The organism is Streptomyces sp. NPDC030798 (assembly GCF_055572275.1).
This window is the reverse complement of sequence record NZ_JBVIDR010000007.1, coordinates 52,098-77,079: the sequence shown is the minus strand read 5'-3', so window position 1 is coordinate 77,079 and position 24,982 is coordinate 52,098. Positions and strand designations below refer to the sequence as shown.

The following is a 24,982-nucleotide window of genomic DNA, read 5'->3' as shown; positions in this document are numbered from 1 at the left end:
CTGTTCCCTGGAGTCTTCTGAACAGGACACTAAGTCGACAAGTGGCGCCCGTTCAACGAACACGCCGAACCTCCCGTTTTTCTTTTCACCCTATGTGATCAGCCGTAGCAGTGCCCAACCAGGGTGCTGGCCTGCGCTGATGTGCGTCAACTCCCCGATGACGCAGGGGCGGTGGGGACACTCACGTCGAAGTGCCGCGCGCCGGGAGCTGCTTTCATGAGAGCTGTGAGGGCCCGTGCCTTGGCGCCGCCGTTCTCGCTGCTGCCCCATGCCACCACGCGGCCGTCGCCCAACTCCAGTTGGACGTCGTCGTAGGAGTGGACACGCAGCGTCCGGGTGTCCCGCGCGACCACCGGCGGCAGGTCGCCGGCGATCCCGACCGCCTCCCGCACCAGCCTGTCGGTGCCGAAGCGCCGGAAACTCGCGGCGGCCGAACCCGACCGGGATGCGGTCAGTTCCAGCAGCGGGACGCCTTTCGGCGGCTGCGAAACCGTGGCGAAACGGACGCCTTCGTCGTCGACTTCGACATAGTTCCCGGCTTTCCGGACCAGGAGGACCGGAGTCCGCTCGGTCACTTTCAGGCTGATTCCGTGGGGCCAGGAACGGACGACATCAACGGTGTCAATTCTGGGCAATTTCCGGCGAAGTCGGGCTTCGATGGCTTTCGTGTCGACCGAGACGAGCGGTCCCCCGATCGGCACGGAGGCGGCCTCGCGGACATCGGCGGGGGTGAGCATGCGCGTGCCCGAGATCGAGACGTACTGCACACGCAGCCACGCGGAGCCGTACAGCACCCAGGTGGCGCCGGATCCGAGGAAGACCAGGAGGGCGGCCAGGACCACGAGCAGGCGGAGGCGGCGTTTGGCCGACCACCCCGCGGGCGGCGGGCCGGACGACTCCTGCTGGCGGTCACCGCGCTCGGCGGTCGTCGGTCCGGCCACGCTCACTGCCCTCCGTGCATATCGTCCTATCGGCGCGAGGCGATCGCCTCGTACACCATCCCGACGAGCAGCTCGTCGGCGTCCCGGCGGCCGAACTCGCTTGCGGCGCGGGACATCTCGTACAGCCGGTGCGGATCGGCGAGCACGGGCAGGACGTTGTGCTGCACCCACTCGGGCGTGAGTTCCGCGTCGTCGACGAGAAGTCCGCCGCCGGCCTTGACCACCGGTTGGGCGTTCAGCCGCTGTTCACCGTTGCCGATGGGCAGCGGGACGTAGGCGGCCGGCAGCCCGACGGCGGAGAGTTCGGCGACGGTCATCGCGCCCGCGCGGCAGAGCATCATGTCGGCCGCGGCGTACGCGAGGTCCATCCGGTCCAGGTAACTTACCGGGATGTAGGGGGGCATTCCCGGCATCTGCTGCACCTGCGGCAGTTCGTTCTTCGGGCCGACCGCGTGCAGGATCTGGATGCCGGCCTGCTGCAGCCGCGGGGCGACCTGCTGGACCACCTCGTTCAGCCGCCGGGCGCCCTGGGAGCCGCCGGAGACCAGCAGCGTGGGCAGGTTGGGGTCGAGGCCGAAGCGCGCGCGGGCCTCCGGGCGCACGGCGGCGCGGTCCAGGGTGGCGATGGAGCGGCGCAGCGGGATGCCGATGTAGCGCGCGTCGCGCAGCTTGCTGTCCGGGGTGGAGACGGCGACACGGGCCGCGTACCGGGAGCCGATCTTGTTGGCCAGGCCCGGGCGGGCGTTGGCCTCGTGGATCACGATCGGCACGCCGAGGCGCTTGGCCGCCAGGTAGCCGGGCAGGGCGACGTAGCCGCCGAAACCGACGACGGCGTCCGCCTTGGTGCGCTCCAGGATCTGCTCGGCGGCCTTGATCGTGCCGCGCAGCCGGCCCGGGACGGTGATCAGCTCGGGTGTGGGCTTGCGCGGCAGTGGCACGGCCGGGATCAGCGCCAGCTCGTAGCCGCGCTCCGGGACGAGCCGGGTCTCCAGGCCCCGCTCCGTGCCCAGGGCCGTGATCCCCACGGTCGGGTCCTGCCTGCGCAGGGCGTCCGCGAGGGCGAGCGCGGGCTCGATGTGGCCGGCGGTCCCCCCACCGGCGAGTACGACATGCACCGAAATTCACCGCTCTCCGGACGGACGCGCCGCCGAGGCACGCCGTCGCATCGTGTTCCATCTCCGAGGCCCCCGCTCGGCACCGGAGCCTCCCGCCCGCTTTCTACCAAAGCGAGGTTGCCGCATCGCAAGCGCCGCCCGCGCAGCGGGCTCGTCACGCGCGAAGGCGATCAGCAGCCCGATGGCGAACATGGTCGGCAGCAGGGCGGACCCTCCGTAGGAGAACAGCGGGAGGGGGACGCCGGCGATCGGCAGCAGGCCGAGCACCGCACCGATGTTGATCACCGCCTGGGCGGTGATCCAGGTGGTCACGCCTCCCGCGGCGTACCTCACGAAGGGGTCCTCCGTGCGTCCGGCCACGCGGATACCCGCATAGCCTAGAGCCGCGAACAGGGCGAGCACCGACAGCGTCCCCGCCAGGCCCAGCTCCTCACCGGTGACGGCGAAGATGAAGTCGGTGTGGGCCTCAGGGAGTTGGCCCCATTTTTCCACACTTGCGCCGAGCCCGGAGCCGAAGAGTCCGCCGGACGCCAGGGCGTAGATGCCGTGCACGGCCTGCCAGCAGTCGGCGACGCCCGACCGGGGCTCGGTGGCGCCGATGCAGGCGAGCCGGGCCATCCGGTTGGGGCTGGTCTTGATGAGGACCAGTCCGATCAGCCCGGCGACCGACAGCACCCCCGCGAACAGCCGGGTCGGCGCCCCCGCGAGCCACAGCAGGCCGAACAGGATGGCCGTGAGGATGATCGCGGTGCCCATGTCGCCGCCGAGCATGATCAGGCCCAGCAGCAGGAAGGCGACCGGCACCAGCGGCACCAGCATGTGCTTCCACTGGGTCAGCAGCTTCTTCTCCTGCTTGCGCGCGATCAGGTCCGCGCCCCACAGCACCAGGGCCAGCTTTCCGAACTCGCTGGGCTGGATCTGGAAGGAGCCGCCGAGGGAGATCCAGTTCTGGTTGCCGTTGACCGCCATCCCTATCCCGGGCACCTGTACCAGGGCCATCAGGAAGACGGCGCCGGCCAGGATCGGATAGGCCAGCGCGCGATGCAGCTTCACCGGCATGCGGGAGGCGACGAACAGCAGTGCGCTGCCGATGACCGCGGCGAGGAACTGCTTGCGGAAGAAGTACGACCCCGGCAGCGACAGCTGCAACGCGGTGACCTGGGAGGCCGAGTAGACCATCACCAGGCCGAGCACGGTGATCAGCAGGCTGCCGCCGAGGATCAGGTAGTAGGCGGTCAGCGGGCGGTCCCAGGCCTTGCGCGCGCGCGTGTAGAGCCGTTGGACGGCGTTCTCGCGGGCGGTCCGGGCGACGGCGGGCCGCCGGGACGCCTTCTGTACGGGCGGGCGGCCGCCGGTACGGCTACCGGGCATCGGCGCCTCCACTGAACGTCGGCCGTCCCACGCGTCCCTCCCAAGATCCGCCCGGCAGGCGGGCCGGGGTCAGGCGCCGAGTTCGCGGACCGCCTCCGCGAACGCGTCACCGCGCTGGTTGTAGTTGGTGAACATGTCCATGGAGGCGCAGGCCGGGGCCAGCAGCACCGTGTCGCCGGGCTGCGCGAGCCGCTTGGCCTCCGTCACCGCCTGGAGCATCGCCCCAGTGTCGGTCCGTTCGAGGTCGACGACGGGTACTTCCGGGGCGTGTCGCGCGAGGGCGTCGCGGATCAGGGCGCGATCGGCGCCGATCAGCACGGCGGCGCGCAACCGGCGCGCGGACCTGGCGACCAGTTCGTCGAAGGTCGCGCCCTTCGCCAGACCACCCGCAATCCATACGATCGGTTCATATGCCGCCAACGAGGCTTCGGCGGCATGGGTGTTGGTCGCCTTGGAGTCGTCCACGTACGCCACCCCGTCGATGTCGGCGACGTGCGTGATGCGGTGGGCGTCGGGGCGGAAGGCCCTGAGGCCGTCGCGCACGGCCGCGGCGGGCACCCCGAAGGCGCGCGCGAGGGCCGCGGCGGCAAGGGCGTTGGCGACGTTGTGCGGGGCCGGCGGGGTGATGTCGGAGACCTCCGCCAGCTCCTGCGCGTTCTTCTGCCGGTTCTCGACGAAGGCGCGGTCGACCAGGATGCCGTCCACGACGCCGAGTTGGGAGGGCGCCGGGGTCCCGAGGGTGAACCCGACGGCCCGGCAGCCCTCTTCGACATCGGCCTCGCGCACCAGCTCCTCGGTGAGCTTGTCGGCCGCGTTGTAGACGCAGGCGACCCGATTGCCCTGGTAGACACGGCCCTTGTCGCGCGCGTACGCCTCCATGGAGCCGTGCCAGTCGAGGTGGTCGGGCGCGAGGTTGAGGACCGCCGCGGAGTGGGCGCGCAGGGAGGGCGCCCAGTGCAGCTGGTAGCTGGAGAGTTCGACGGCGAGGACGTCATGGGTCTCGGCGCCGAGGACCGCGTCCAGCAGGGAGACGCCGATGTTGCCGACGGCTGCCGTGCGCAGGCCCGCCGCCTTCAGGATGGAGGCGAGCATCTGCACGGTGGTGGTCTTGCCGTTGGTGCCCGTCACGGCCAGCCAGGGGGCCGCGTCGGGCCCCCTCAGCCGCCAGGCCAGCTCCACGTCGCCCCAGACCGGCACGCCCGCCTTCCCGGCCGCCAGGAACAGCGGCTTGTCGGGCTTCCAGCCGGGCGCGGTGACGATCAGCTCGGTGCCCTCCGGCAGGGTCGATCCGTCGCCGAGGCGCACGGTGACGCCGAGCGCCCGCAGCTCCTCGGCCTGCGCACGCGCGCGTGCGTCGTCGCCGTCGTTGACGACCGTGACGGCCGCCCCGCGCGCGTGCAGCACTTTCGCCGCCGGGACGCCCGAGACGCCGAGCCCGGCGACGGTGACGTGCTTGCCCTGGAAGTCGAAGAGCTCCGAGCCGGTGGTCACTTTTCCGCTGCCCATCCCGCGTAGAAGAGGCCCAGTCCGACGATCACACAGATGCCCTGAATGATCCAGAAGCGGACCACCACCAGGACTTCGGACCAGCCCTTGAGTTCGAAGTGGTGCTGGAGCGGTGCCATCCGGAAGACGCGCTTGCCGGTGAGCCGGAAGGAGCCGACCTGGATGACGACCGACATGGTGATGAGGACGAACAGGCCGCCCATGATGGCCACCAGCAGCTCCGTGCGGGAGAGGATGGCCAGGCCGGTGAGGACGCCGCCGAGCGCGAGCGAGCCGGTGTCACCCATGAAGATCTTGGCGGGCGAGGTGTTCCACCACAGGAAGCCCAGGCAGGCGCCCATCAGCGCGGAGGCGACGACGGCGAGGTCGAGCGGATCGCGCACCTCGTAGCAGGCGTTCGGGTTGGTCAGGGTCTGCGCGTTGGCGCAGGACTCCTGGAACTGCCAGACGCCGATGAACGTGTAGGCGCCGAAGACGAGCACGGAGGCGCCGGTGGCGAGGCCGTCGAGGCCGTCCGTGAGGTTCACGCCGTTCGACATCGCGAGGATCATGAACAGCGCCCAGACGACGAACAGCACCGGGCCGATCGACCAGCCGAAGTCGGTAATGAACGACAGCTTCGTGGACGCCGGGGTGTTGCCGCGCGCGTCGGAGAACATCAGGGACAGCACGGCGAAGGCGATGCCGACGATCAGCTGGCCGGCCATCTTGGCCTTGGCCCGCAGGCCCAGCGAGCGCCGCTTGACGATCTTGATGTAGTCGTCCAGGAAGCCCACCAGGCCCATGCCGAACATCAGTCCGAGGACCAGCAGTCCGGAGTACGTCGGCGGCTTGCCGGTGATCACCTTGCTGAGGAAGTAGGCGGCGATCGTCGCCAGGATGAAGGCGATGCCGCCCATGGTGGGCGTACCGCGCTTGCTGGCGTGCTCGCGCGGGCCGTCGTCACGGATGTACTGACCGTAGCCCTTGCGTGCCAGGAGCTTGATCAGCAGCGGGGTGCCGACCAGCGTCAGGAAGAGGCCAATGACACCCGAGAACAGGATCTGGTTCATCATCGGGCGGCGACCTCACCCTCGGCCCCCGTCTCGACGAGCGCCTGGGCAACGCTCTCGAGCCCCACCGAACGGGACGCCTTCACGAGTACGACGTCCCCCGGGCGCAACTCGCTGCGCAACAGGTCGACCGCCGCCTGTGCGTCGGACACGTGCACCGACTCCTCACCCCACGAACCCTCGTTATATGCGCCCAGTTGCAGCCAGGAGGCCTCGATCCCCCCGACCGCGACGAGCTTGCTGACGTTGAGCCGGACGGCGAGCCGTCCGACGGCGTCGTGCTCGGCGAGCGCCTCGTCCCCCAGCTCGGCCATCTTGCCGAGCACCGCCCACGTGCGCCGCCCCCTGCCCATGGCCGCGAGTGCCCTGAGGGCGGCCCGCATGGACTCGGGGTTGGCGTTGTAGGCGTCGTTGACGATGGTCACGCCGTCCGGGCGCTCGGTGACCTCCATGCGCCAGCGGGAGAGGGAGCCCGCCTCGGAGAGCGCGGTGGCGATCTCTTCCGCGGACATGCCCAGCTCATGGGCGACGGCGGCCGCGGCGAGCGCGTTCGACACGTGGTGCTCACCGTACAGGCGCATCGTCACATCGCTTGCACCGGAGGGTGTGTGAAGCCTGAACGAGGGCTGTCCGCTGTCCGTGAGTCGTACGTTCTCGGCCCGTACGTCCGCTTCGGCCGACTCTCCGAAAAGGACCACCTTCGCCTTGGTACGGGACGCCATGGCGCGCACCAGCGGGTCGTCGGCGTTCAGGATCGCCGCCCCGTCCTCCGGAAGGGCTTCCACCAGTTCACCCTTGGCCTGCGCGATCTGCTCACGGCCGCCGAACTCGCCGATGTGGGCGCTGCCGACGTTGAGCACCAGGCCGATCCTGGGCGGGGTGAGGCCGGTGAGGTAGCGGATGTGCCCGATGCCGCGGGCGCCCATCTCCAGCACGAGGAAGCGGGTCTCCTCGGTGGCGGACAGGGCGGTCAGGGGCAGCCCGATCTCGTTGTTGAGCGAGCCGGGCGTGAACACGGTCGGCGCCTTGCGCTGCAGCACCTGGGCGATGAGGTCCTTGGTACTGGTCTTGCCGGCCGAGCCGGTCAGGGCGACGAGGGTGGCGCCGAGCCGGCGTACGACATGGCGGGCGAGGGCGCCGAGGGCCGCCTGGACGTCCTCGACGACGATGGCGGGCACGCCGACGGGGCGCGACGCCAGTACGGCGACCGCGCCCGCCTCCACGACGGCCCGGGCGTAGTCGTGGCCGTCCACGCGTTCGCCGACGAAGGCGGCGAACAGGCTGCCGGGCACCACCTCACGGGAGTCCCGGACGACCGGTCCGGTGACAGCCGCGGACGGATCCGGTATGTCGTGCGTCTGCCCGCCGACGACTGCTGCGATCTCGGCGAGGGAGAGGGCGATCACAAGTTCATCCCTGGGTCTTCTGGATAGCTTCGCGAAGCACCTGGCGGTCGTCGAAGGGACGGACCACGCCGGCGATGTCCTGGCCCTGCTCGTGGCCCTTGCCCGCGACCAGCACGGTGTCGCCGGGCGCGGCGCGGCCCACCGCGGCGGCGATCGCGGCGGCCCGGTCCTCGAAGAGGAGCACCTCGCCCCGTTCGTGCGCGGGCACGGAGGCCGCGCCCTGGAGCATGGCGGCGAGGATCGCGAGGGGATCCTCGGAGCGGGGGTTGTCGGAGGTCAGTACGGCCGTGTCGGCGAACCGGGCCGCGGCGGCGCCCATCGGGGCGCGCTTGGTCCGGTCGCGGTCGCCGCCGCAGCCGAGGACGACGTGCAGATGGCCCTTGGTGACCTTGCGCAGCGCCTTGAGGACCGACTCGACCGCGTCGGTCTTGTGCGCGTAGTCGACGACGGCGAGGTAGGGCTGCCCGGCGTCCACCCGCTCCAGGCGGCCGGGGACGCCCGGCACGGCGGCGATGCCGTCGGCGGCGGCCTGCGCATCGAGGCCGGCCGCGGCGAGGGCGACGATGGCGGCGAGGGTGTTCGCCACGTTGAAGGGCCCGGCGAGCGGCGACCTGGCGTGCACGCGCTCACCGTGCGGGCCGAGGACGGTGAACGTCGAGTCCAGGGGGCCGATCCGGACGTCCTCGGCACGCCAGTCGGCGTCCGGGTGGCCCTCGGCGGAGAAGGTGACGACCGGGACGGTCGCCTCCGTCGCGAGCCGGCGGCCGTAGGCGTCGTCGGTGTTGACGACGCCCAGTCTGCTGCGTTTCGGGGTGAAGAGCTGTGCCTTGGCCCGGAAGTAGTCCTCCATGTCGGAGTGGAACTCCATGTGTTCCGGGCTGAGGTTGGTGAACACCGCGATGTCGAACACGCAGCCGTCGACCCGGCCGAGGACCAGGGCGTGGCTGGAGACCTCCATGGCGACGGCCTCGACGCCGCGTTCGCGCATGACGGCGAACAGGGCCTGCAGGTCGGTGGCCTCGGGGGTGGTGCGCTCGGACTTGATGCGCTCGTCGCCGATGCGCATCTCGACGGTGCCGACCAGGCCGGTGGACTTGGCCGTCCTGAGGCCGCCCTCGACGAGGTAGGCGGTGGTGGTCTTGCCGGAGGTGCCGGTGATGCCGATCTGGAGCAGGTCGCGGCCGGGCCGGCCGTAGATGGTGGCCGCGAGTTCGCCCATCCGCGCGCGGGGGTCGTCGACGACCAGGACCGGCAGTCCGGTCGCGGCGGCGCGCTCGGCGCCCGTGGGGTCGGTCAGCACGGCGACCGCGCCGAGGCCGGCGGCCTGGGTGACGAAGTCGGCGCCGTGCAGGCGGGCCCCCGGGAGGGCGGCGTACAGGTCGCCGGGGCGGACGGCGCGCGAGTCGTGGGTGATCCCCGTGACCCCGGCGGCCGCCGCCGGAGCGGCGGTACCCAGCTGATCGGCCAGTTCCGCGAGGGGTGTGGCGGAGACCTGAACCGGTCGCGGCGGCCCCGGGTATGTCACGGAAGCGCCCTTCTGGGTGGTTTGGGACTGATCAGCGTGTGGCACGGCGGTGAGCGTACCGGGCGCACCCGCTCCGGAGCGAAGTGAGGGCTCCTGGGTGCCCTCGGGGGCGCCTTGGTTCCCGGAATCGGGAGTGATCGTCGTCACGGGTTCGTTCCTGGGGGTCGTTCGCCGCCGCGGGCGGCTGATCAGGGCTTGTAGCTGACGGGCAGGTTCGCGGGCTTCGCCCCGGTCGGCGGGACCTGGAGGGTCTTCAGGGCGAACTCCATCACCTGCTTGTAGACGGGGCCGCAGATCTGGCCGCCGAAGTAGCTGCCGGACGTGGCGTTCTGGATCGCGCAGTAGACGGTGATCCGCGGCTTGTCCGCGGGTGCGAATCCGGCGAACGACGAGGTGTAGCCGCGGTACCGGCCGGTGGCCGGATCCACACGGTTGGCCGTGCCGGTCTTGCCCGCCACCCGGTACCCGGGAATGCGGGCCTTGATGCCGGTGCCCTGCTCGTCGTCCACGACGGACTCCAACATCTGGGCGACCGTCCTGGCGGTCTTCGCACTGACCACGCGCGTCTTCTTGGGCTGCGGGGCCGGCGTGAAGCGCCCGTCGGGGCCCTTGGTGCCGCGCACCAGGGTCGGCTCCACCCGGACGCCGCCGTTGGCGATGGTCGAGTACACGGAGGCGGCCTGCATGGCACTGAGCGAGAAGCCCTGGCCGAAAGGAATCGTGTACTGCTGCGACGTCGACCACGCGCCGGGCGGGGCCAGGATGCCACTGGTCTCGCCGGGGAAGCCGAGCCCGGTGGGGGCGCCGATGCCGAACTTGTGCAGGTACGAGTAGAGCACCTTGTTGGCCTGCGGCTGGGTTTTGCCCAGCTCGCCGGTGGCGAGGATCGTGCCGATGTTGCTGGACTTGGCGAGCACGCCGTTGAGGGTCAGGTACCAGGTGCCGTGGTCGACGTCGTCCTGGAAGAGCCGATCGCCTCGGTGCAGCCGGTTCGGTACGACGACATGGGTGAGCGGGGTGGCCACGCCCTGCTCCAGCACGGCCGCCATCGACATCACCTTGGCGGTGGAGCCGGGCTCGAAGGCGTCCTGGACGGCCGCGTTGCCCATGGCGTCGCCGTCGGCCTTCGCCAGGTCGTTCGGGTCGAAGCCGGGCGAGTTGGCCATGGCGAGCACCTGCCCGGTGCGGGTGTCCTGGACGACGACGTAGCCGCGGTCCGCCCTGGACTGCTTGACCTGCTCGGTGATGGCGTTCTGCGCAGCCCACTGGATGTCGCGGTCGATGGTGAGCTCGACGTCGGAGCCGGGCACGGCGGGAGTCTCCGTGGAGCCCGCGGTGGGCACCTCGCGGCCGCCGGACTGGGCGTAGCGGATCCGGCCGTCCTTGCCGGACAGCTGGTTGTTCAGCTCCTGCTCGATGCCGCCGCCGCCCTTGCCGTCGGCGTTGACCCAGCCCAGTATCCCGGCGGCGAGGTCGCCGTTGGGGTACACGCGCTTGCTGCTGGGGTCGGCGAAGACACCGGCGAGGACGTTGGCGGACCTGGCGTCGGTCCCGGCCTTCTTGGCGAGCGCGGCCTTGAGGTCCTTGATCTGCTTCCAGACCTCGGGGGTCTGGCGGGAGGCGAGCTTGGCGTAGCGGGACAGCTTGTTCTGGGGCCTGAGCTTCTTGACGATCGCGGCCTGGTCCTGGCCGAGGATCGGCGCGAGCAGCGCGGCGGCCTGCTCGGGCCCGTCGGCGATCTTCAGTTGCTTGGCGGTGAACATCGTGGGATCGGCCGTGATGTCGTACGCGTCCTCGCTGATGGCGAGCGCGACGCCGTTGCGGTCGGTGATCCCGCCGCGCTCGGCGGCCAGGGTGTGCACGACGTATCTGTTCTGCTCGGCCTTGGCGGTGTAGGTGCTGGCGTCCACGGCCTGGACCTGGAGCAGTCGTACGACGAAGGCGGCCAGCACCAGGGTCAGGGCGAGGCCCACCATGCGCAGCCGGGGCCGGGGGCTGCCGAGCCTGAGGACGGGCGGGGGCGGGGGCCGGTAGCCGCCGGGGCGGCGGGCCGCCGGGCGGGCGCCGGGGCCGGGCTGCCGCCGCACGGCGCCTCGCGGCCGGGGTGGCTTCGCGGGGCCGGGGACGCGACGGCGCGGCGGTTCCCTGTCGGACACTTCCGTCACCTGCCGGGGGTCGGGGTGGGAACGGGCTGGAGGGTGGTGAGCGGCGCCACCGCCGTCGCCGGGGTGGCCGCCCCGGCCGGCGCCGAGGACGTGGGCGCGGGCGTGGCGGGGGGCTCGGCCGGCGGCGCCGAGGAGGCCGCGGGGGCCGCGGAGGGTCCGGCGGCCGGGGTGGCGGCGGTGCCGGGGGCGGCCGGGCCGGTGAGGGAGGCGGGCTCGGGGCTCGCCGGGCCGGGTACGCCCTTGACGGTGCCGTCGGGGGCGAGGAAGGCCGGGTCGCCGCCGGGGACCATGCCGAGTTCGCGGGCGCGGCGCTGGAGGGCGTCGGGGGACGAGTAGGCGTCGATGTCGCGCTGGAGGGCCTGCTCCTCGTCGGTGAGGTTCTTCGTCTGCTTCTGCAGGTCGTCGAGTTTGAAGGAGCCCGCGCTGAGCGCGGAGTTCAGCACCAGCAGCCCGATGAGGCCGCCGCCGAGCAGCAGAACGACGAGGAGGACGAACGGGGCGCGGGCGGCGCGGGCGCGGCCGGCCGGGAAGAGCCGGGCGAGCCGGGCGGCCCTCCCCTTCAGTTCGGGTGTCCTACTCACTGGGCCTCCGGTGGCTTCGGGGCGCCGACGGTCGAGTGCGGAAAGCCAACCGACCCGTTTCGCTCACTCGGCGTCCTCCCTGATGCGCTCGGCACCCCGCAGCCGGGCCGGAGCGGCCCGGCGGTTCTGGGCGATCTCTTCCTCGGTGGGAAGTTCGGCACCGCGCGTGAGCAGCTTGAGCCGCGGCTGGTAGCGCTCGGGCACGACCGGCAGCCCGGGCGGCGCGGTGGAGGCGGCGCCCGCCGCGAACACCTGTTTCACCAGCCGGTCCTCCAGCGAGTGGTACGACAGCACGGCGATGCGCCCGCGCACGTCGAGCGCCTTCACCGCCGCCGGGACGGCCCGCTCCAGGACCGACAGCTCGCCGTTGACCTCGATGCGCAGCGCCTGGAAGGTGCGCTTGGCCGGGTTGCCGCCGGTGCGCTTGGCGGCCTGCGGCAGGGCGTCCCGGATCAGTTCCACGAGCCGCGCGCTGTTGCTGAACGGCTCCTTCTCGCGCTCGCGGACGATCGCGGAGACGATCCGCTTGGCCTGCTTCTCCTCGCCGTACGCGCGCAGGATGCGCACCAGCTCGCCGGCCGGGTAGGTGTTGAGGACCTCGGCGGCGCTGATGCCGGTCGTCTGGTCCATGCGCATGTCGAGGGGGGCGTCCTGGGCGTAGGCGAAGCCGCGGCCGGCCTCGTCCAGCTGCATGGAGGAGACGCCGAGGTCGAACAGCACGCCCTGCACGCGCGGGATGCCGAGCCGTTCGAGGACGTCGGGCAGCTCGTCGTAGACGGCGTGCACGAGGGTGGCGCGCTCCCCGTACGGCGCCAGCCGCTCACCCGACAGGCGCAGCGCCTCCTTGTCCCGGTCGAGGCCGATCAGCCGCGCCTCGGGGAACCGGGCCAGCAGCGCCTCGCTGTGGCCGCCGAGGCCGAGGGTGCAGTCGACGACCACCGCTCCCGGCCGCTCCAGGGCGGGTGCCAGCAGATCCAGGCACCGCCGGAGCATGACGGGGACGTGTCGACTCTCGCTCAAGGGGGGCCTCTCGCTTTCCGGCGGGCCCGTACGCACCGCCGGGTCCCCGCCCGCTCGGTGAAGGGGAGGCCTGCCGGCGCCGGAAGCGTCAGCCGGCCGGGAGCGGGAGGAGGCCGAGCCGTACGTACGCGCCGCGCACGTGGGGAGACGGTCCGGGTGTCGGCCGGGGTCTCCGGGGGTTTCACCAGCAGGGAGAGCCGCGCCTCCCGCTGCGCGTCACTTTAGTCCACCGCGTCTCGCGGTCAATCAACCGGCCTGCGCGTCGCCCGGTCGAGTGCGGATCCGGTTTGCCCTGCGTGTGGAGTCGCTCACAACAAGCCACAATGGCGTTCTTTGTCCGCTCTGCACAGCAGGACCGGAACGCGGATGACCATTACCTTCTTGAGTATGACGACTTCTGCAGCAGCTCCCACCGGGCGCGAGGGCGCCATAGCAGGCGGCGAAACGGTCACCGATCGCCTCTTCGAGGCCAACCAGGCGTACGCCGACGAGTTCACCGACCCCGGGATGGACGCCCGTCCGGTCCTCCGCGTCGCGGTCGTGGCCTGCATGGACGCCCGACTCGACCTGCACAAGGCCCTCGGTCTCCAGCTCGGCGACTGTCACACCATCCGCAACGCGGGCGGAGTCGTCACCGACGACGTGATCCGCTCCCTGACCATCAGCCAGCGAGCGCTCGGCACCCGCAGCGTCGTCCTGATCCATCACACCGGGTGCGGGATGGAGTCCCTCACCGAGGACTTCCGGCACGACCTCGAGCTGGAGGTCGGCCAGCGTCCCGCCTGGGCCGTGGAGGCCTTCCGGGACGTCGACCAGGACGTGCGCCAGTCGATGCAGCGCGTGCGGACCTCGCCGTTCCTGCTGCACACCGAGGACGTGCGCGGATTCGTGTTCGACGTCAAGACCGGCCGGCTGCGCGAGATCGACCCCGCCTGACGACGGGCACCGGCCCGCCGCGAACACCCGTGCCGCGCCGGGATGCCGCCGCACCGTGTCGAAAAGAGCGGCCGAAAAGACCGTAAGACCGACATAGTGCGGGCAGTTGTCCACAGGCGAGTGACACGAATCGGTAACGGCAGCAAGAATGCGGGTGTGGCGTCGCGCGGAACTTTTTCCGCACGGTGTCCGTGATTCGGGGTGGGCCGGTTTCGCAGCACAGAGCGTCGGCCCGGAGTAAGAACGGGCCGAGGAGGGCCGGGTGACGACCTATGACGATCGAGCGAGCCTCACTGATCTGACCGCCACTGTGGAGCGCGTCCGCAGTTCGGTGGAGGGTGTGATCGAGGGCAAGCCCGAGGTCGTACGGCTTTCGCTGACCGTACTGCTCGCCGAGGGACACCTGTTGATCGAGGACGTCCCCGGGGTGGGCAAGACGATGCTCGCCAAGGCACTGGCGCGGTCCATCGACTGCTCGGTGCGGCGCATCCAGTTCACGCCCGACCTGCTGCCCTCGGACATCACGGGTGTGTCCATCTGGGACCAGCAGCGCCGGGACTTCGAGTTCAAGCCGGGCGCCATCTTCGCGCAGATCGTGATCGGCGACGAGATCAACCGCGCCTCGCCCAAGACCCAGTCGGCGCTGCTGGAGTCGATGGAGGAGCGGCAGGTCACCATCGACGGGCAGACCTACGAACTGCCCAGCCCCTTCATGGTGGTGGCCACCCAGAACCCGGTCGAGATGGAGGGCACCTACCCGCTGCCCGAGGCCCAGCGCGACCGCTTCATGGCCCGGGTCTCGGTGGGCTACCCGAGCGTGGAGGCCGAGCTGCAGATGCTCGACGTCCACGGCGGGGTGAGCCCGCTGGAGGACCTGCAGCCGGTGGCGCACGCGCACGACATCGTCAAGCTGATCGAGGCCGTGCGCGGGGTCCACGTCTCCGAGGCCGTCCGGCGGTACGCGGTCGAGCTGGTCGCCGCCACCCGCACCCACCCCGACCTCAGACTCGGCGCCTCCCCGCGCGCGACGCTGCACCTGCTGCGCGCGGCCAAGGCGGCCGCCGCCCTCGGCGGGCGGGAGTACGCGCTGCCGGACGACGTCCAGGCGCTCGCGGTCGCCGTCCTCGCCCACCGGCTGCTGCCCACCGCCCAGGCCCAGCTGAACCGCCGTACGGCCGAGCAGGTGGTGCAGGAGATCCTGCAGCACACCCCGGTGCCCGCGACACCGCAGCAGAACGGCTTCGGCGGGCTGGGCCGCACCATCCCGGCGTATCCCCAGCAGCCGCCGCGGAGTCTGTGATGAGCACCGGGGGGACGGGGCGGGCGGAGGCCGACCGCGGGGAGGCGGGCGGCGTCCGTACGGCCCTCGCGGGCCTCACCACCCGCGGGCGCTCCTTCCTGGCCGCCGGGGTCGCGGCCGCGATCTGCGCGTATGTGCTGGGCCAGAGCGATCTGCTGCGGGTCGGCCTGCTGCTTTCCGTGCTGCCCCTGCTGTGCGCGGCCGTTCTCCACCGCACGCGCTACCGCGTGGCCGGCGGCCGCCGGCTCTCCCCCGCACGCGTGCCCGCCGGCAGCGAGGCCCGGGTGCATCTGCGGGTGGACAACGTCTCCCGGCTGCCCACCGGCCTGCTGATGCTCCAGGACCGGGTGCCCTACGTGCTGGGGCCCCGGCCCCGCTTCGTGCTGGACCGCGTGGAGCCGGGGGGCCGCCGCGAGGTGTCCTACCGGGTCCGCTCCGACCTGCGCGGCCGCTATCCGCTGGGCCCGCTGCAGCTGCGGCTGAGCGACCCGTTCGGGATGTGCGAACTGACCCGCGCCTTCTCGGCGTACGACACGCTGACCGTGATCCCGCGCGTGACGCCGCTGGCCCCGGTCCGCTTCAGCGGCGAGGCCAAGGGGTACGGCGACGGGCGGCAGCGCGCGCTGGCCCTCGCCGGCGAGGACGACGTGATCCCGCGCGGGTACCGCTACGGCGACGACCTGCGCCGGGTCCACTGGCGCTCCACCGCGCGCTACGGCGAGCTGATGGTGCGCCGCGAGGAGCAGCCGCGCCGCTCCCGCTGCACGGTGCTGCTGGACACCCGGGCCGTCGGCTACGAGGGCGCGGGCCCCGACTCGGCCTTCGAGTGGGCCGTCTCCGGCACCGCCTCGGTGCTGGTGCACATGCTGGAGCGGGGCTTCTCGGTGCGCCTCCTCACGGACGGCGGCAGCGCGGTGCCCGGCGAGGGCGCCGACGGGTTCGCGGGCGGGCAGGAGACCGCGGACGCGGCCGGGCTGATGATGGACACCCTCGCGGTGATCGACCACTCCGACGGCGTGAGCCTGTCCCGGGCCTACGACACGCTGCGCGGCGGGAACGAGGGGCTGCTGATCGCCTTCCTGGGCGACCTGGACGAGGAGCAGGCGGCGACGATCGCCAAGATGAGCCGGCGCAGCGGCGGCGCGGTCGCCTTCCTGCTGGACCCGGACACCTGGGTGCGCGAGGCGACCGACGTGCCGAAGCCGGGCGACCGGCACGCGGAGCGGCTGCGCATGCTGCGGGAGGCGGGCTGGACGGCGCTGAGCGTGCCGCGCGGCGCCTCGCTGGACGATCTGTGGCGGCAGGCGGACCGGGAGCGCTCGGGTCTGACCGCCGTGAGCGGGGAGGCACGGGGATGAGCGGGCGGGCACGACTGGCGCTGTGCGCCGCGGCGGCCACGCTGCTGGCCGCGTGCGCCCTGCTGCCCCTGGTCGATCAGCCCACCTGGCTGCTGCAGGCGGGCGTGCTGGTCGCGGTGCAGACCATCGTGGGCGCGGTGGCCCGGCGGGTTCCGCTGGCCCGGCCGCTGACCGTGGCGGCACAGGCCCTGGTGTCCCTGATGCTGCTGTGCCTGGTCTTCGCCCGGCAGCAGTCGGTCGCCGGGCTGATCCCCGGCCCGCAGGCCTTCCAGCACTTCGCCGACCTGCTCCAGCAGGGCTCGGACGACGTCAGCCGGTACGCGATACCGGCGCCGCTCACCGACGGCATCAAGCTGATGCTGATCGGCGGTGTGCTGCTGATCGGCCTGCTGGTGGACACCCTCGCGGTGACCTTCCGCAGCGCGGCCCCGGCCGGGCTGCCGCTGCTCGCGCTGTACTCGGTGGCCGCGGGGCTGTCCGACGGCGCCGGCGACTGGGTGTGGTTCCTGCTCGCGGCGGCCGGCTATCTGATGCTGCTGCTCGCCGAGGGCCGGGAGCGGCTCGCCCAGTGGGGGCGCGTCTTCGGCGGCGCGGCCCGCGCCCCGGGCGCCCCGGAGGGCGGTGCGGTGGCCCCGGTGCGCACCGGGCGCCGGATCGGCGCCGTCGCCCTCGGGGTCGCCCTGATGGTGCCGCTCGCCCTGCCCGCGATGCAGGGCGGTCTGCTGGACGCGGCCGGAACGGGTGTGGGCACGGGCAACGGGAACGGCGGCACGATCTCCGCGGTCAACCCTCTGGTGTCGCTGCGCGACAGCCTGAACGTGGAGAACGACCGCCAGGTGCTCTCGCTGAAGACCAGTGCGTCCGACCTCTCCGACATGTACTTGCGGATCGTGTCCCTGGACGACTTCGACGGCACGACCTGGAAGCCGTCCCAGCGGCACATCGTGGGCGTGCCGGACGTCTTCCCCACGCCCATCGGACTGGACCCGGGCGTCAAGCGCGCGACGGTGAGGACGACGGTGCGGGCGGCGGACTGGTACGCGCAGGACTGGCTGCCCATGCCGTACCCGCCGAGCGGCGTGAAGGTCAGCGGCAACTGGCGGTACGAGCCGGTCGGCATGACGCTCGTCGGCGACCACGGGCAGAGCACGCGCGGGGCGGCCTACCAGGTCACCAGCCTGGACGTGCAGCCGACCGCCGCGCAGCTGGCCGCCGCGCCGCAGCCGCCCGCGGCCCTGAAGCGCGAGTACACCAAGGTGCCGTCGGCGCTGCCGAAGGTGGTGGCGCGGACGGCCAGGGAGGTCACCGCGGGCTCGGCCGGCCACTACGAGGAGGCGGTCAAGCTCCAGGACTACTTCTCGGTGACCGGCGGCTTCCAGTACGACACCCGGGTGGAGGTCGGCCGCGGCCCGGACGCGATCGCGAACTTCCTGAAGAAGAAGCAGGGTTTCTGCGTCCACTTCTCCTTCGCGATGGCGGCGATGGCCCGCACGCTCGGCATCCCGGCCCGGGTGGCCGTGGGATTCGCGCCCGGCACCCCGCAGGCGGACGGCACGGTCTCGGTGACGCTGAAGGACGCGCACGCCTGGCCCGAGCTGTACTTCGAGGGCGTGGGCTGGACCCGCTTCGAGCCGACCCCGAGCCGCGGCACCGTGCCGTCGTACACCCAGCCGGACACCCCCGGCACCTCGCTGCCGGACGAGGCCCTGCCCTCGCGCGGGGCGTCCCGGGCGCCCTCGGCGGCGGCCTCCCCGAGCGACAGCTGCTCGGCGCAGCTTCGCAAGCTGGACTCCTGTGAGAGCCCGTCGGCGGCGGTGGCACCGCAGAGCGGTGGCGGCAGCCCCTGGCAGGGGCTGTGGTACGGGCTGATCGCGCTCGGTGCGCTGGCGGCGCTGGCGGTCCCGCTGTCGCCGCTGCTGTGGCGGACGCGGGTGCGTGCCAGAAGGCTCGGCGGGCACGCCCGGACCGAGGAGGGCGCCGCAGCCCACACGCTGGCGGCCTGGCAGGAGCTGACCGACAGCGCCTGGGACCTCGGCATCCCGCTGGACGAGTCGCAGACCCCGCGCACGGCGGCGGCACGCATCGTCCGGCTGGGGCAGCTCGACCCGGCGGCCGGGGCCGCGGTGCACCGGGTGGCGGACGCGGTGGAGCAGGTGCTGTACGCGCCCCGGCCGCGCCCGGTGGCGGGCCTCGCGGAGGATGTGCGCCGGGTGGTCGCCGCGCTGAACGGCACGGTGAGCGGGCGGACCCGGCTGCGGGCGCTGCTCGCTCCGCGTTCGGCGGTGCGGGTGCTGTGGGCGGCGTCGGCCCGATGGGCGGCGCTGCGGGCGCGGCTGGTGGCGGCGCGGCCGACGCTGCGCAGGCCGAGCGGGCAGCAGAGCTGAGGCACGGGAAGAGCGAAGAGCCGGGACCCAGAAGTGGGACACGCGTGAGGGGCGGCCACCGGCTGGTGGCCGCCCCTCACGTCTGTCGGACACGGAGGTCGCTGTGCCGGGGAGCGGCTAGCGGCCCTGCTCGTCCCGGCGGCGCTGCCAGCGCTGCTCGATCCGGTCCATCATGGAGCGCTTCGGCCGCACCTGGCGGCGGGCGACGCCCGCCGGCTGTTCACCGGGCCTGGGCGCCTTGCGCCAGCCGGTGACGGCGAGTACGGCACAACCCAGCATGACGAGGAAACCCACCACGCTGACCCAGATCTGCTGTGCGACCATTCCGGCCATGAGGAGCGCGATACCCACGAGGAAGCCCGCGACCGCCTGGTAGACCCGCCGCCGGGTGTACGTGCGCAGCCCGTTTCCCTCAAGCGCTGTCGCGAACTTGGGGTCTTCGGCGTACAGCGCTCGCTCCATCTGCTCAAGCATTCGCTGCTCGTGCTCAGAGAGCGGCACGGAGTCCTCCTCATCGTGCAGTCGCCGGGGCGACCCGGGGGGTCCCTTCAGGATAGGCAGGGAATCGACCCCGTGAAACCCGCCCCTCTACGCCAATTGGCCAACCGGGATCCGCCCTGGCCGTCCCGGCTCGCTGAGGCTTCCATTCCCCGGCGGCCGACCCGTCATGCCGGACCGTGTACCTCGATCATACGGCGCAAACCGCTCGATCGGGGGGCTTGTGGCGTACTCCATCCGCTGCCGAGGCCCTGATCAGCGACGGGTCGCAGGGGGCGCTCAGGCCTCCGCCGACCCCTCGGTCTCACCGAGCACGTGGAGCTGGGTGGCCACCGAGCGGAACGCGGGCAGCTCGGCCGCCGCGGCCTCGAGCTGCAGCAGGGCGTCGAGGGCGCCGGGCTCGGTGTCCACCAGGACGCCGGGCACCAGGTCGGCGAAGACCCGGACGCCGTGCACGGCGCCGATCCGCAGGCCGGCACCCTCGACCAGCGCGGTGAGCTGCTCGGCGGTGAAGCGCCGCGGCACCGGGTCGCCGGCGCCCCAGCGGCCCTCGGGGTCCTCCAGGGCCCGCTTGGCCTCCTTGAAGTGCCCGGCGAGGGCGCGGGCGAGCACGGCGCCGCCGAGCCCGGCGGCCAGCAGGCTGAGCACGCCCTCGGAGCGCAGCGCCGCCACCGCGTTGCGGACACCCTCGGCGGGGTCGTCGACGTACTCCAGCACGCCGTGGCACAGCACCGCGTCGTAGCCGCCGCGCTCGACCACGTCGAACAGGCCGTGGGCGTCGCCCTGCACGCCCTTGACCCGGTCGGCGACGCCGGCCTCGGCGGCACGGCGCTCCAGCGCGAACAGGGCGTTGGGGCTGGGGTCGACGACGGTGACGCGGTGGCCGAGGCGGGCGACGGGCACGGCGAAGTTGCCGCTGCCGCCTCCGGTGTCGAGCACGTCCAGCGACTCGCGGCCCGTGGCCTTGACCCGGCGGTCGAGGGCGTCCTGCAGGACGTCCCAGACCACGGCGGTCCGCAGGGAGGCCCGCGGCCGGGGGTCGGAGCGCAGCGACGCCGTCGGGGGGCGGTGGTGGGACGCGGGCGGGCGCATCGGGTCCGACACGGCAGTTGACTCCTCGGCGCGGCACCGCCTGTTGCCCGGCGGCGCGAACGGGGTGCCTCCCCGGCCCGGGCGTGGCAGGAGGGGAGGCCTTCAGGCGCTCTCCACCCTATTGCCTCCCCGCCCCACCCGGTCGTCGCGGCCGGGTACGGCCCGCTGCGTCTCGCACGTCGGACCGGCGGGGCGGCCGACGGGGGGGCGAGGGAGGCGGCAGGGGCGGCCGCCCGGTGGCCGGCGGTGCGGGTCAGCCCGCGTCCGGCAGGCCGCCGCGCCCGCCCGGGGCGCCCGGCTCTGCGGGGTCCGGGCGTGGCCGGGGCGGCGCGGGGGCGTCCTGACGTGGCTGGGGCGGGACGGAGGTGTCCTGGCGGGGCTGGGGCAGGACGGGCTGGAGCACCAGCATCCGCTCGACGATGCGGAGGAACATCGCCACGTCGCGTATCAGGTCGTCGGCGTCCCGCTGTCCGGCCGCGCCCTGGATGCCCGCCTCGGCGCGGGCGCGGCGGGCGGCGCCGGAGGCGAACAGGGCGCTCCACTCGGTCAGTTCGGGGGCGATCTCGGGAAGCACCTCCCAGGCGCTGCGGATCCGGGCCCGGCGGCGCGGGGAGGTCTCGGGGCGGCCCCGGGCGGCGAGCACGGCGGCGGCGGTGCGCAGGGCGGCCAGATGCGCCGTCGCGTAGCGCTCGTTGGGCGTCTGCAGGACGGTGGCCTCCTCCAGTGCGGAGCGGGCCTGGGCGAGCAGGTCGAGGGCGGCGGGCGGGGCCGTGGCCCGGCGGAGCACGGGGTGCACGTCGCTCGCCGGGCCGGTCAGTGAGGGGGCAGGGCCGGAGGCGCGGCGCCGGCGGGCGGCGGCTGCGGACGAGCTGGCCATGACGAACCTCCTGTCGTCTGGGTGACGGCACTCCCTGTCAGGTGGTGCCGTATGTGCCCATCGTGAGGTATGGCACTGACAATCCGTTCTGACCTGCGGCTTTGCCTCGGTCATGGGTTCGGGCGTATTTTTGAACTGACCAGTCAGTTCAAAAACGGGAAACAGCAGGGGGGCTTGTGGACGGCGTGGACGTCACAGCCGAGGACCTCGGGCTCAAGGGGCCGCGGGGGTGGGCCTTTCGCGGCATCACCCTCGATGCGGAGCCCGGCTCGCTGATCGCGATCGAGGGACCGTCCGGCTCCGGCCGCACGTGTCTGCTGCTCGCGCTCACGGGACGGATGAAGCCCACCGAAGGAGTGGCCGCGGTGGGCGGGTTCAAACTCCCCCGGCACATGGCGGCCGTGCGGCGGACCGCCGCCGTGGCCAACGTGCCCGGGGTCACCGACCTCGAACCGGCCCTGACCGTCGGGGAGCACCTGCGCGAAGCGGCCCTGCTGCGGCGCCGGTTCGGCGACTCCCTGCGCGAGGCGCTGCGGCCCCGCCCGCAGCGCGCCCTGGAGGCACGGCTGCGCGTCGACGCGGCGCTGGCCGCCGCCGGGCTCGACCTGGAGACGCTGCCCAAGGGCTCCCGGACGCCCGTACGGGATCTGGAGCGGGTCCAGGAGCTGCGCCTGTCCCTCGCGTTGGCCCTGCTCGGCGGCCCCCGGCTGCTCGGGGTCGACGACGTCGACACGAAGCTCTCGGAGACCGAGCGCGCCGACGTCTGGAAGCTGCTGCGCTCCCTCACGCGCGCGGGGACGACTGTCCTCGCCGTGTGCCGCACCGCTCCCGAGGATTGCGTGACCGTCTCGACGGTCCGCGGCGACGACGGGAACGACGCCCGGAACGGCACCGCGAACGACACCGCGAACGAGACCTCGACCGCCGCCCGCGGCAACGACGAGAGCGACCGGAAGGAGGACGCCGATGCGCTCGCCGAGGCTCGCCGCGCTTGAGCTGAGGCGCTTCGGGCGGGGGAAGCTGCCGCGCGCCGCCCTGGTCGCGCTGCTGGTGCTGCCCCTGCTGTACGGAGCCCTGTACCTGTGGTCCTTCTGGGACCCCTACGGCCACCTGGACCGCATCCCGGTGGCCCTGGTGAACGACGACAAGGGCGCCACGGCCGGCGGGAAGAAGGTCACGGCCGGCGACGACATCGTGGACGGGCTGCGCGACAGCCGGACGTTCGAGTGGCACGAGGTGAGCGACGCCGAGGCCCGCCGGGGCGTCGAGGACGGCACCTACTACCTGTCCCTGACCATGCCGGCCGACTTCAGCAGGCGGATCGCCTCCAGTTCGGGCGACTCCCCGGAGACGGGCGCGCTGCGGGTGCGCACGAACGACGCGAACAACTACATCGTCGGCCAGATCTCCCGGTCGGTCTTCAACGAGATCCGCTCGGCCGCTTCCACCAAGGCGTCCCGGACCTTCCTGGACCGGATCTTCGTCTCCTTCTCCACCATCCACGACAAGACGGTGACGGCGGCCCAGGGCGCCGACCGGCTCAAGGGCGGCATCGGGAAGGCGGAGAAGGGCTCCAAGGACCTCGCCGACGGCCTGAAGGACGCCAAGAGCGGCAGTGGCAGGCTCGCCAAGGGACTCAAGAAGCTCGACTCGGGCGCGAGCCGGCTCGAGGACGGCTCGCGGCAGGTCGCGGACGGCACCCGGACCCTCGCCGACCGCGTCAACGGCGTCTACGAGAAGGCCGGTCCGTTCCTGAAGGACAACGAGAAGACCATCGGGGACACCGCGCGACTGGTCGCCGACTCGGCGGGAGCCGTCCGTCACAACCTCGACGTCCTGGTCAAGCTCGCGCCGGGCGCCGCGAAGACGGCCCACGCGGCCTCCGACACCCTGGACGAGATCTACCAGCGGCGCTGCGAGACCGCGACGCTCCCCGACCCGGTCTGCCCGGACCTGAAGAAGGCCCGGCAGGCGGCCGCCGACGTGGCCACCGTCGCGGACGACCTCAACACCCTGATCGCCGACCAGAACGGCGACCTGAAGACGCTCAAGGACAACCTCGGCACCCTGCAGCGGCAGGCGCAGGCCCTCGCCGACCGCGCGCCGCATCTGTACGAGGACGTCGACGACGCGGTCACGAAGATCAACAAGCTGAACGACGGCGCCGCCCAGGTCGCCGCGGGCGCGAAGAAGCTCCACGCGGGACTGGGCACCGCGAGCACGGGCGCGTCCCGGCTGGACCAGGGCGTGGGCACGGCCGAATCGGGCGCCCAGACTCTCAGCGGCGGCATGTACAAGCTGGTGGGCGGCTCCGGGAAGCTCGCCGGCGGTCTGCACGACGGTGCGCGGAAGATCCCGGACTACGGCAAGCAGGACCGCGACCGGCGCACCGGTGTGATGGCCGACCCGGTCCAGCTCGCCTCGCACGACCTGCACAGGGCGCCCAACTACGGCACCGGTTTCGCCCCGTACTTCATCCCGCTGTCCCTGTGGGTGGGCGCGATGGTGGCGTACATGCTGATCCCGCCGCTCAACCGGCGTGCGCTCGCGGCCGGTTCGCCGGCCTCGCGGATCGCGTTGGCCGGCTGGCTGCCGGTGGTCGCGGTGGGCGCGCTGCAGGTGGTCGCGCTGATGGCCGTCCTGCACTGGGCGATCGGCCTGCAGATGCTGCGGGCGGCCGGCACGATCGGCTTCCTGTGCCTGGTCACGGCGTGCTTCGCGGCGATCGTGCAATGGCTGAACGCCCGCTTCGGCGCGGCCGGACGGATCCTGGTGCTGGCGCTGCTGATGCTGCAGCTGACCTCGGCGGGCGGCACGTATCCGGTGCAGACCAGCCCGGGCTTCTTCTCCGCCATCCACCCGTTCCTGCCGATGAGTTACGTCGTGGAGGCCCTGCGCCGGCTGATCACGGGCGGCGGGCTGGGCCCGGTGTGGCAGGCGTGCGCGGTGCTGACCGCCTTCACGGCGGGCGCCCTGGCGCTGACCGCGCTCGCGGCCCGGCGCCGCCAGGTGTGGACGCTGGACCGGCTGCACCCGGAGCTGAGCCTGTGATCCCCGCGCGTCCCCGCACGCGCGCGTACCTGTGAGAATCAGGGCCATGGAACGCAGCAGCGCCACGTCCGGCGGCAGCACGCGCCGCGAGGCCACCCGGCAGAAGCTCTACGAGGCGGCCGTCACGCTCATCGCCGAGCAGGGCTTCTCCGCCACCACGGTGGACGAGATCGCCGAGCGGGCCGGGGTCGCGAAGGGCACGGTCTACTACAACTTCGCGAGCAAGTCGGTGCTCTTCGAGGAGTTGCTGCGGCACGGTGTGGGTCTGCTGACCGCCTCGCTGCGGGAGGCGGCGGAGCGGACGGCGGCCGAGGGCGGCAGCAGGGTGGACGCGCTGGACGCGATGGTCCGCGCGGGCCTGGTCTTCATCGACCGCTACCCGGCCTTCACGCAGCTGTACGTGGCCGAGCTGTGGCGCACCAACCGCGCCTGGCAGTCCACGCTGATGGTGGTCCGGCAGGAGGCCGTCGCCGTCGTGGAGGGGGTGCTGCGCGAGGGCGTGGCGGCCGGCGAGTTCAGCGAGGAGATCGATGTGCAGCTCACGGCGGCGGCGCTGGTGGGCATGGTCCTGGTGGCCGCGCTGGACTGGAAGTCCTTCCAGCCGCAGCGGTCCCTGGACGACGTCCACGCGGCGCTGTCCCGGCTGCTCCAGGGGCGGGTGAGCGGCAAGGACTGAGCGGGCGGGGACACGTCGGCACGTCGGAAGGCGCCGGCCCGATGCCGGACCGGCGCCTTCCCACTCCCCCGTACTTCCCGTACTCCCCCGTACGGTTTCCCCCGGTTGTTCCCCCGTGGTGGTCTGCC

At 72.6% G+C, this 24,982-nt stretch carries 20 protein-coding genes; 7 read left to right on the top strand and 13 right to left on the bottom strand.

What is annotated here, in order from left to right; genetic code table 11:
• Window positions 1–146: 146 nt before the first annotated feature.
• From ACZ404_RS17640 to rsmH, 10 genes are all read right to left on the bottom strand, one after another.
• A complete protein-coding gene (locus tag ACZ404_RS17640) occupies window positions 147–941 on the bottom strand; it encodes a cell division protein FtsQ/DivIB (protein WP_468440760.1) in 795 nt (264 codons plus the stop codon).
• A gap of 26 nt (window positions 942–967) precedes the next feature.
• A complete protein-coding gene (gene murG, locus ACZ404_RS17635) occupies window positions 968–2,056 on the bottom strand; it encodes an undecaprenyldiphospho-muramoylpentapeptide beta-N-acetylglucosaminyltransferase (RefSeq protein ID WP_468440758.1) in 1,089 nt (362 codons plus the stop codon).
• Window positions 2,057–2,062: 6 nt separating this feature from the next.
• Window positions 2,063–3,427, bottom strand: coding sequence for a putative lipid II flippase FtsW (gene ftsW, locus ACZ404_RS17630; RefSeq protein WP_468440756.1), 1,365 nt, complete (start codon window positions 3,425–3,427; stop codon window positions 2,063–2,065).
• A gap of 69 nt (window positions 3,428–3,496) precedes the next feature.
• The gene (gene murD, locus ACZ404_RS17625; protein ID WP_468440754.1) at window positions 3,497–4,933 is read right to left on the bottom strand and encodes a UDP-N-acetylmuramoyl-L-alanine--D-glutamate ligase; all 1,437 of its coding nucleotides are present in this window, start codon (window positions 4,931–4,933) and stop codon (window positions 3,497–3,499) included.
• Entirely contained in the window at window positions 4,915–5,988 is a 1,074-nt protein-coding gene (gene mraY, locus ACZ404_RS17620; protein ID WP_468440752.1) for a phospho-N-acetylmuramoyl-pentapeptide-transferase, read from the bottom strand. Before mraY ends, murD begins: the two co-directional genes overlap by 19 nt.
• Window positions 5,985–7,391 (bottom strand): UDP-N-acetylmuramoyl-tripeptide--D-alanyl-D-alanine ligase, encoded by a 1,407-nt coding sequence (locus ACZ404_RS17615; RefSeq protein WP_468440750.1) that lies wholly within the window; start codon window positions 7,389–7,391, stop codon window positions 5,985–5,987. Before ACZ404_RS17615 ends, mraY begins: the two co-directional genes overlap by 4 nt.
• Before the next feature lie 4 nt (window positions 7,392–7,395).
• Complete coding sequence (locus tag ACZ404_RS17610) at window positions 7,396–9,063, bottom strand: UDP-N-acetylmuramoyl-L-alanyl-D-glutamate--2,6-diaminopimelate ligase (protein WP_468440748.1); 1,668 nt, start codon at window positions 9,061–9,063, stop codon at window positions 7,396–7,398.
• Between the two features lie 41 nt (window positions 9,064–9,104).
• Window positions 9,105–11,072, bottom strand: coding sequence for a peptidoglycan D,D-transpeptidase FtsI family protein (locus ACZ404_RS17605; RefSeq protein ID WP_468440746.1), 1,968 nt, complete (start codon window positions 11,070–11,072; stop codon window positions 9,105–9,107).
• 5 nt (window positions 11,073–11,077) lie between these two features.
• Window positions 11,078–11,662, bottom strand: a complete 585-nt coding sequence (gene ftsL / locus ACZ404_RS17600; RefSeq protein ID WP_468440744.1) for a cell division protein FtsL — start codon at window positions 11,660–11,662, stop codon at window positions 11,078–11,080.
• 63 nt (window positions 11,663–11,725) lie between these two features.
• On the bottom strand, window positions 11,726–12,682 hold the full coding sequence (gene rsmH / locus ACZ404_RS17595) for a 16S rRNA (cytosine(1402)-N(4))-methyltransferase RsmH (RefSeq protein WP_468440742.1): 957 nt from the start codon (window positions 12,680–12,682) through the stop codon (window positions 11,726–11,728).
• A 387-nt stretch (window positions 12,683–13,069) separates the two neighbouring features.
• On the opposite strand from rsmH, the gene ACZ404_RS17590 reads away from it, so the two are divergent.
• From ACZ404_RS17590 to ACZ404_RS17575, 4 genes are all read left to right on the top strand, one after another.
• Complete coding sequence (locus ACZ404_RS17590; protein ID WP_468440740.1) at window positions 13,070–13,618, top strand: beta-class carbonic anhydrase; 549 nt, start codon at window positions 13,070–13,072, stop codon at window positions 13,616–13,618.
• Between the two features lie 262 nt (window positions 13,619–13,880).
• The gene (locus ACZ404_RS17585) at window positions 13,881–14,918 is read left to right on the top strand and encodes an AAA family ATPase (protein ID WP_468440738.1); all 1,038 of its coding nucleotides are present in this window, start codon (window positions 13,881–13,883) and stop codon (window positions 14,916–14,918) included.
• On the top strand, window positions 14,918–16,276 hold the full coding sequence (locus tag ACZ404_RS17580) for a DUF58 domain-containing protein (protein WP_468440736.1): 1,359 nt from the start codon (window positions 14,918–14,920) through the stop codon (window positions 16,274–16,276). Before ACZ404_RS17585 ends, ACZ404_RS17580 begins: the two co-directional genes overlap by 1 nt.
• Window positions 16,273–18,660 carry a transglutaminase TgpA family protein gene (locus ACZ404_RS17575; protein WP_468440734.1) on the top strand — a complete coding sequence of 796 codons (2,388 nt, stop codon included), beginning with the start codon at window positions 16,273–16,275 and terminating at the stop codon, window positions 18,658–18,660. The genes ACZ404_RS17580 and ACZ404_RS17575 overlap by 4 nt, the downstream gene beginning before the upstream one ends.
• 117 nt (window positions 18,661–18,777) lie before the next feature.
• Here the strand turns inward: ACZ404_RS17575 and ACZ404_RS17570 are convergent, their stop codons facing one another.
• From ACZ404_RS17570 to ACZ404_RS17560, 3 genes are all read right to left on the bottom strand, one after another.
• Window positions 18,778–19,161 carry a DUF3040 domain-containing protein gene (locus ACZ404_RS17570; protein WP_468440732.1) on the bottom strand — a complete coding sequence of 128 codons (384 nt, stop codon included), beginning with the start codon at window positions 19,159–19,161 and terminating at the stop codon, window positions 18,778–18,780.
• Between the two features lie 276 nt (window positions 19,162–19,437).
• Entirely contained in the window at window positions 19,438–20,262 is an 825-nt protein-coding gene (locus tag ACZ404_RS17565) for a methyltransferase (protein ID WP_468440730.1), read from the bottom strand.
• A gap of 241 nt (window positions 20,263–20,503) precedes the next feature.
• The gene (locus ACZ404_RS17560; RefSeq protein ID WP_468440728.1) at window positions 20,504–21,127 is read right to left on the bottom strand and encodes an SAV_6107 family HEPN domain-containing protein; all 624 of its coding nucleotides are present in this window, start codon (window positions 21,125–21,127) and stop codon (window positions 20,504–20,506) included.
• Between the two features lie 176 nt (window positions 21,128–21,303).
• Between ACZ404_RS17560 and ACZ404_RS17555 the strand changes: the two genes are divergently transcribed.
• From ACZ404_RS17555 to ACZ404_RS17545, 3 genes are read left to right on the top strand one after another with little or no spacing between them, the layout of a single operon-like run.
• Entirely contained in the window at window positions 21,304–22,122 is an 819-nt protein-coding gene (locus ACZ404_RS17555; protein WP_468440726.1) for an ATP-binding cassette domain-containing protein, read from the top strand.
• Window positions 22,094–24,178: a YhgE/Pip family protein gene (locus ACZ404_RS17550; RefSeq protein ID WP_468440724.1), complete on the top strand. Its 2,085-nt coding sequence runs from the start codon at window positions 22,094–22,096 to the stop codon at window positions 24,176–24,178. The genes ACZ404_RS17555 and ACZ404_RS17550 overlap by 29 nt, the downstream gene beginning before the upstream one ends.
• A gap of 46 nt (window positions 24,179–24,224) precedes the next feature.
• On the top strand, window positions 24,225–24,854 hold the full coding sequence (locus ACZ404_RS17545; protein ID WP_468440722.1) for a TetR/AcrR family transcriptional regulator: 630 nt from the start codon (window positions 24,225–24,227) through the stop codon (window positions 24,852–24,854).
• Window positions 24,855–24,982 lie beyond the last annotated feature (128 nt).

Coding starts and splice junctions, on each gene's coding strand:
- mraY (WP_468440752.1), bottom strand. CDS start 5,988: ATGATGAACCAGATCCTGTTCTCGGGTGTCATTGGCCTCTTCCTGACG.
- ACZ404_RS17560 (WP_468440728.1), bottom strand. CDS start 21,127: ATGGCCAGCTCGTCCGCAGCCGCCGCCCGCCGGCGCCGCGCCTCCGGC.
- ACZ404_RS17550 (WP_468440724.1), top strand. CDS start 22,094: ATGCGCTCGCCGAGGCTCGCCGCGCTTGAGCTGAGGCGCTTCGGGCGG.
- ACZ404_RS17580 (WP_468440736.1), top strand. CDS start 14,918: ATGAGCACCGGGGGGACGGGGCGGGCGGAGGCCGACCGCGGGGAGGCG.
- ACZ404_RS17590 (WP_468440740.1), top strand. CDS start 13,070: ATGACGACTTCTGCAGCAGCTCCCACCGGGCGCGAGGGCGCCATAGCA.
- ACZ404_RS17575 (WP_468440734.1), top strand. CDS start 16,273: ATGAGCGGGCGGGCACGACTGGCGCTGTGCGCCGCGGCGGCCACGCTG.
- ftsW (WP_468440756.1), bottom strand. CDS start 3,427: ATGCCCGGTAGCCGTACCGGCGGCCGCCCGCCCGTACAGAAGGCGTCC.
- murD (WP_468440754.1), bottom strand. CDS start 4,933: ATGGGCAGCGGAAAAGTGACCACCGGCTCGGAGCTCTTCGACTTCCAG.
- ACZ404_RS17545 (WP_468440722.1), top strand. CDS start 24,225: ATGGAACGCAGCAGCGCCACGTCCGGCGGCAGCACGCGCCGCGAGGCC.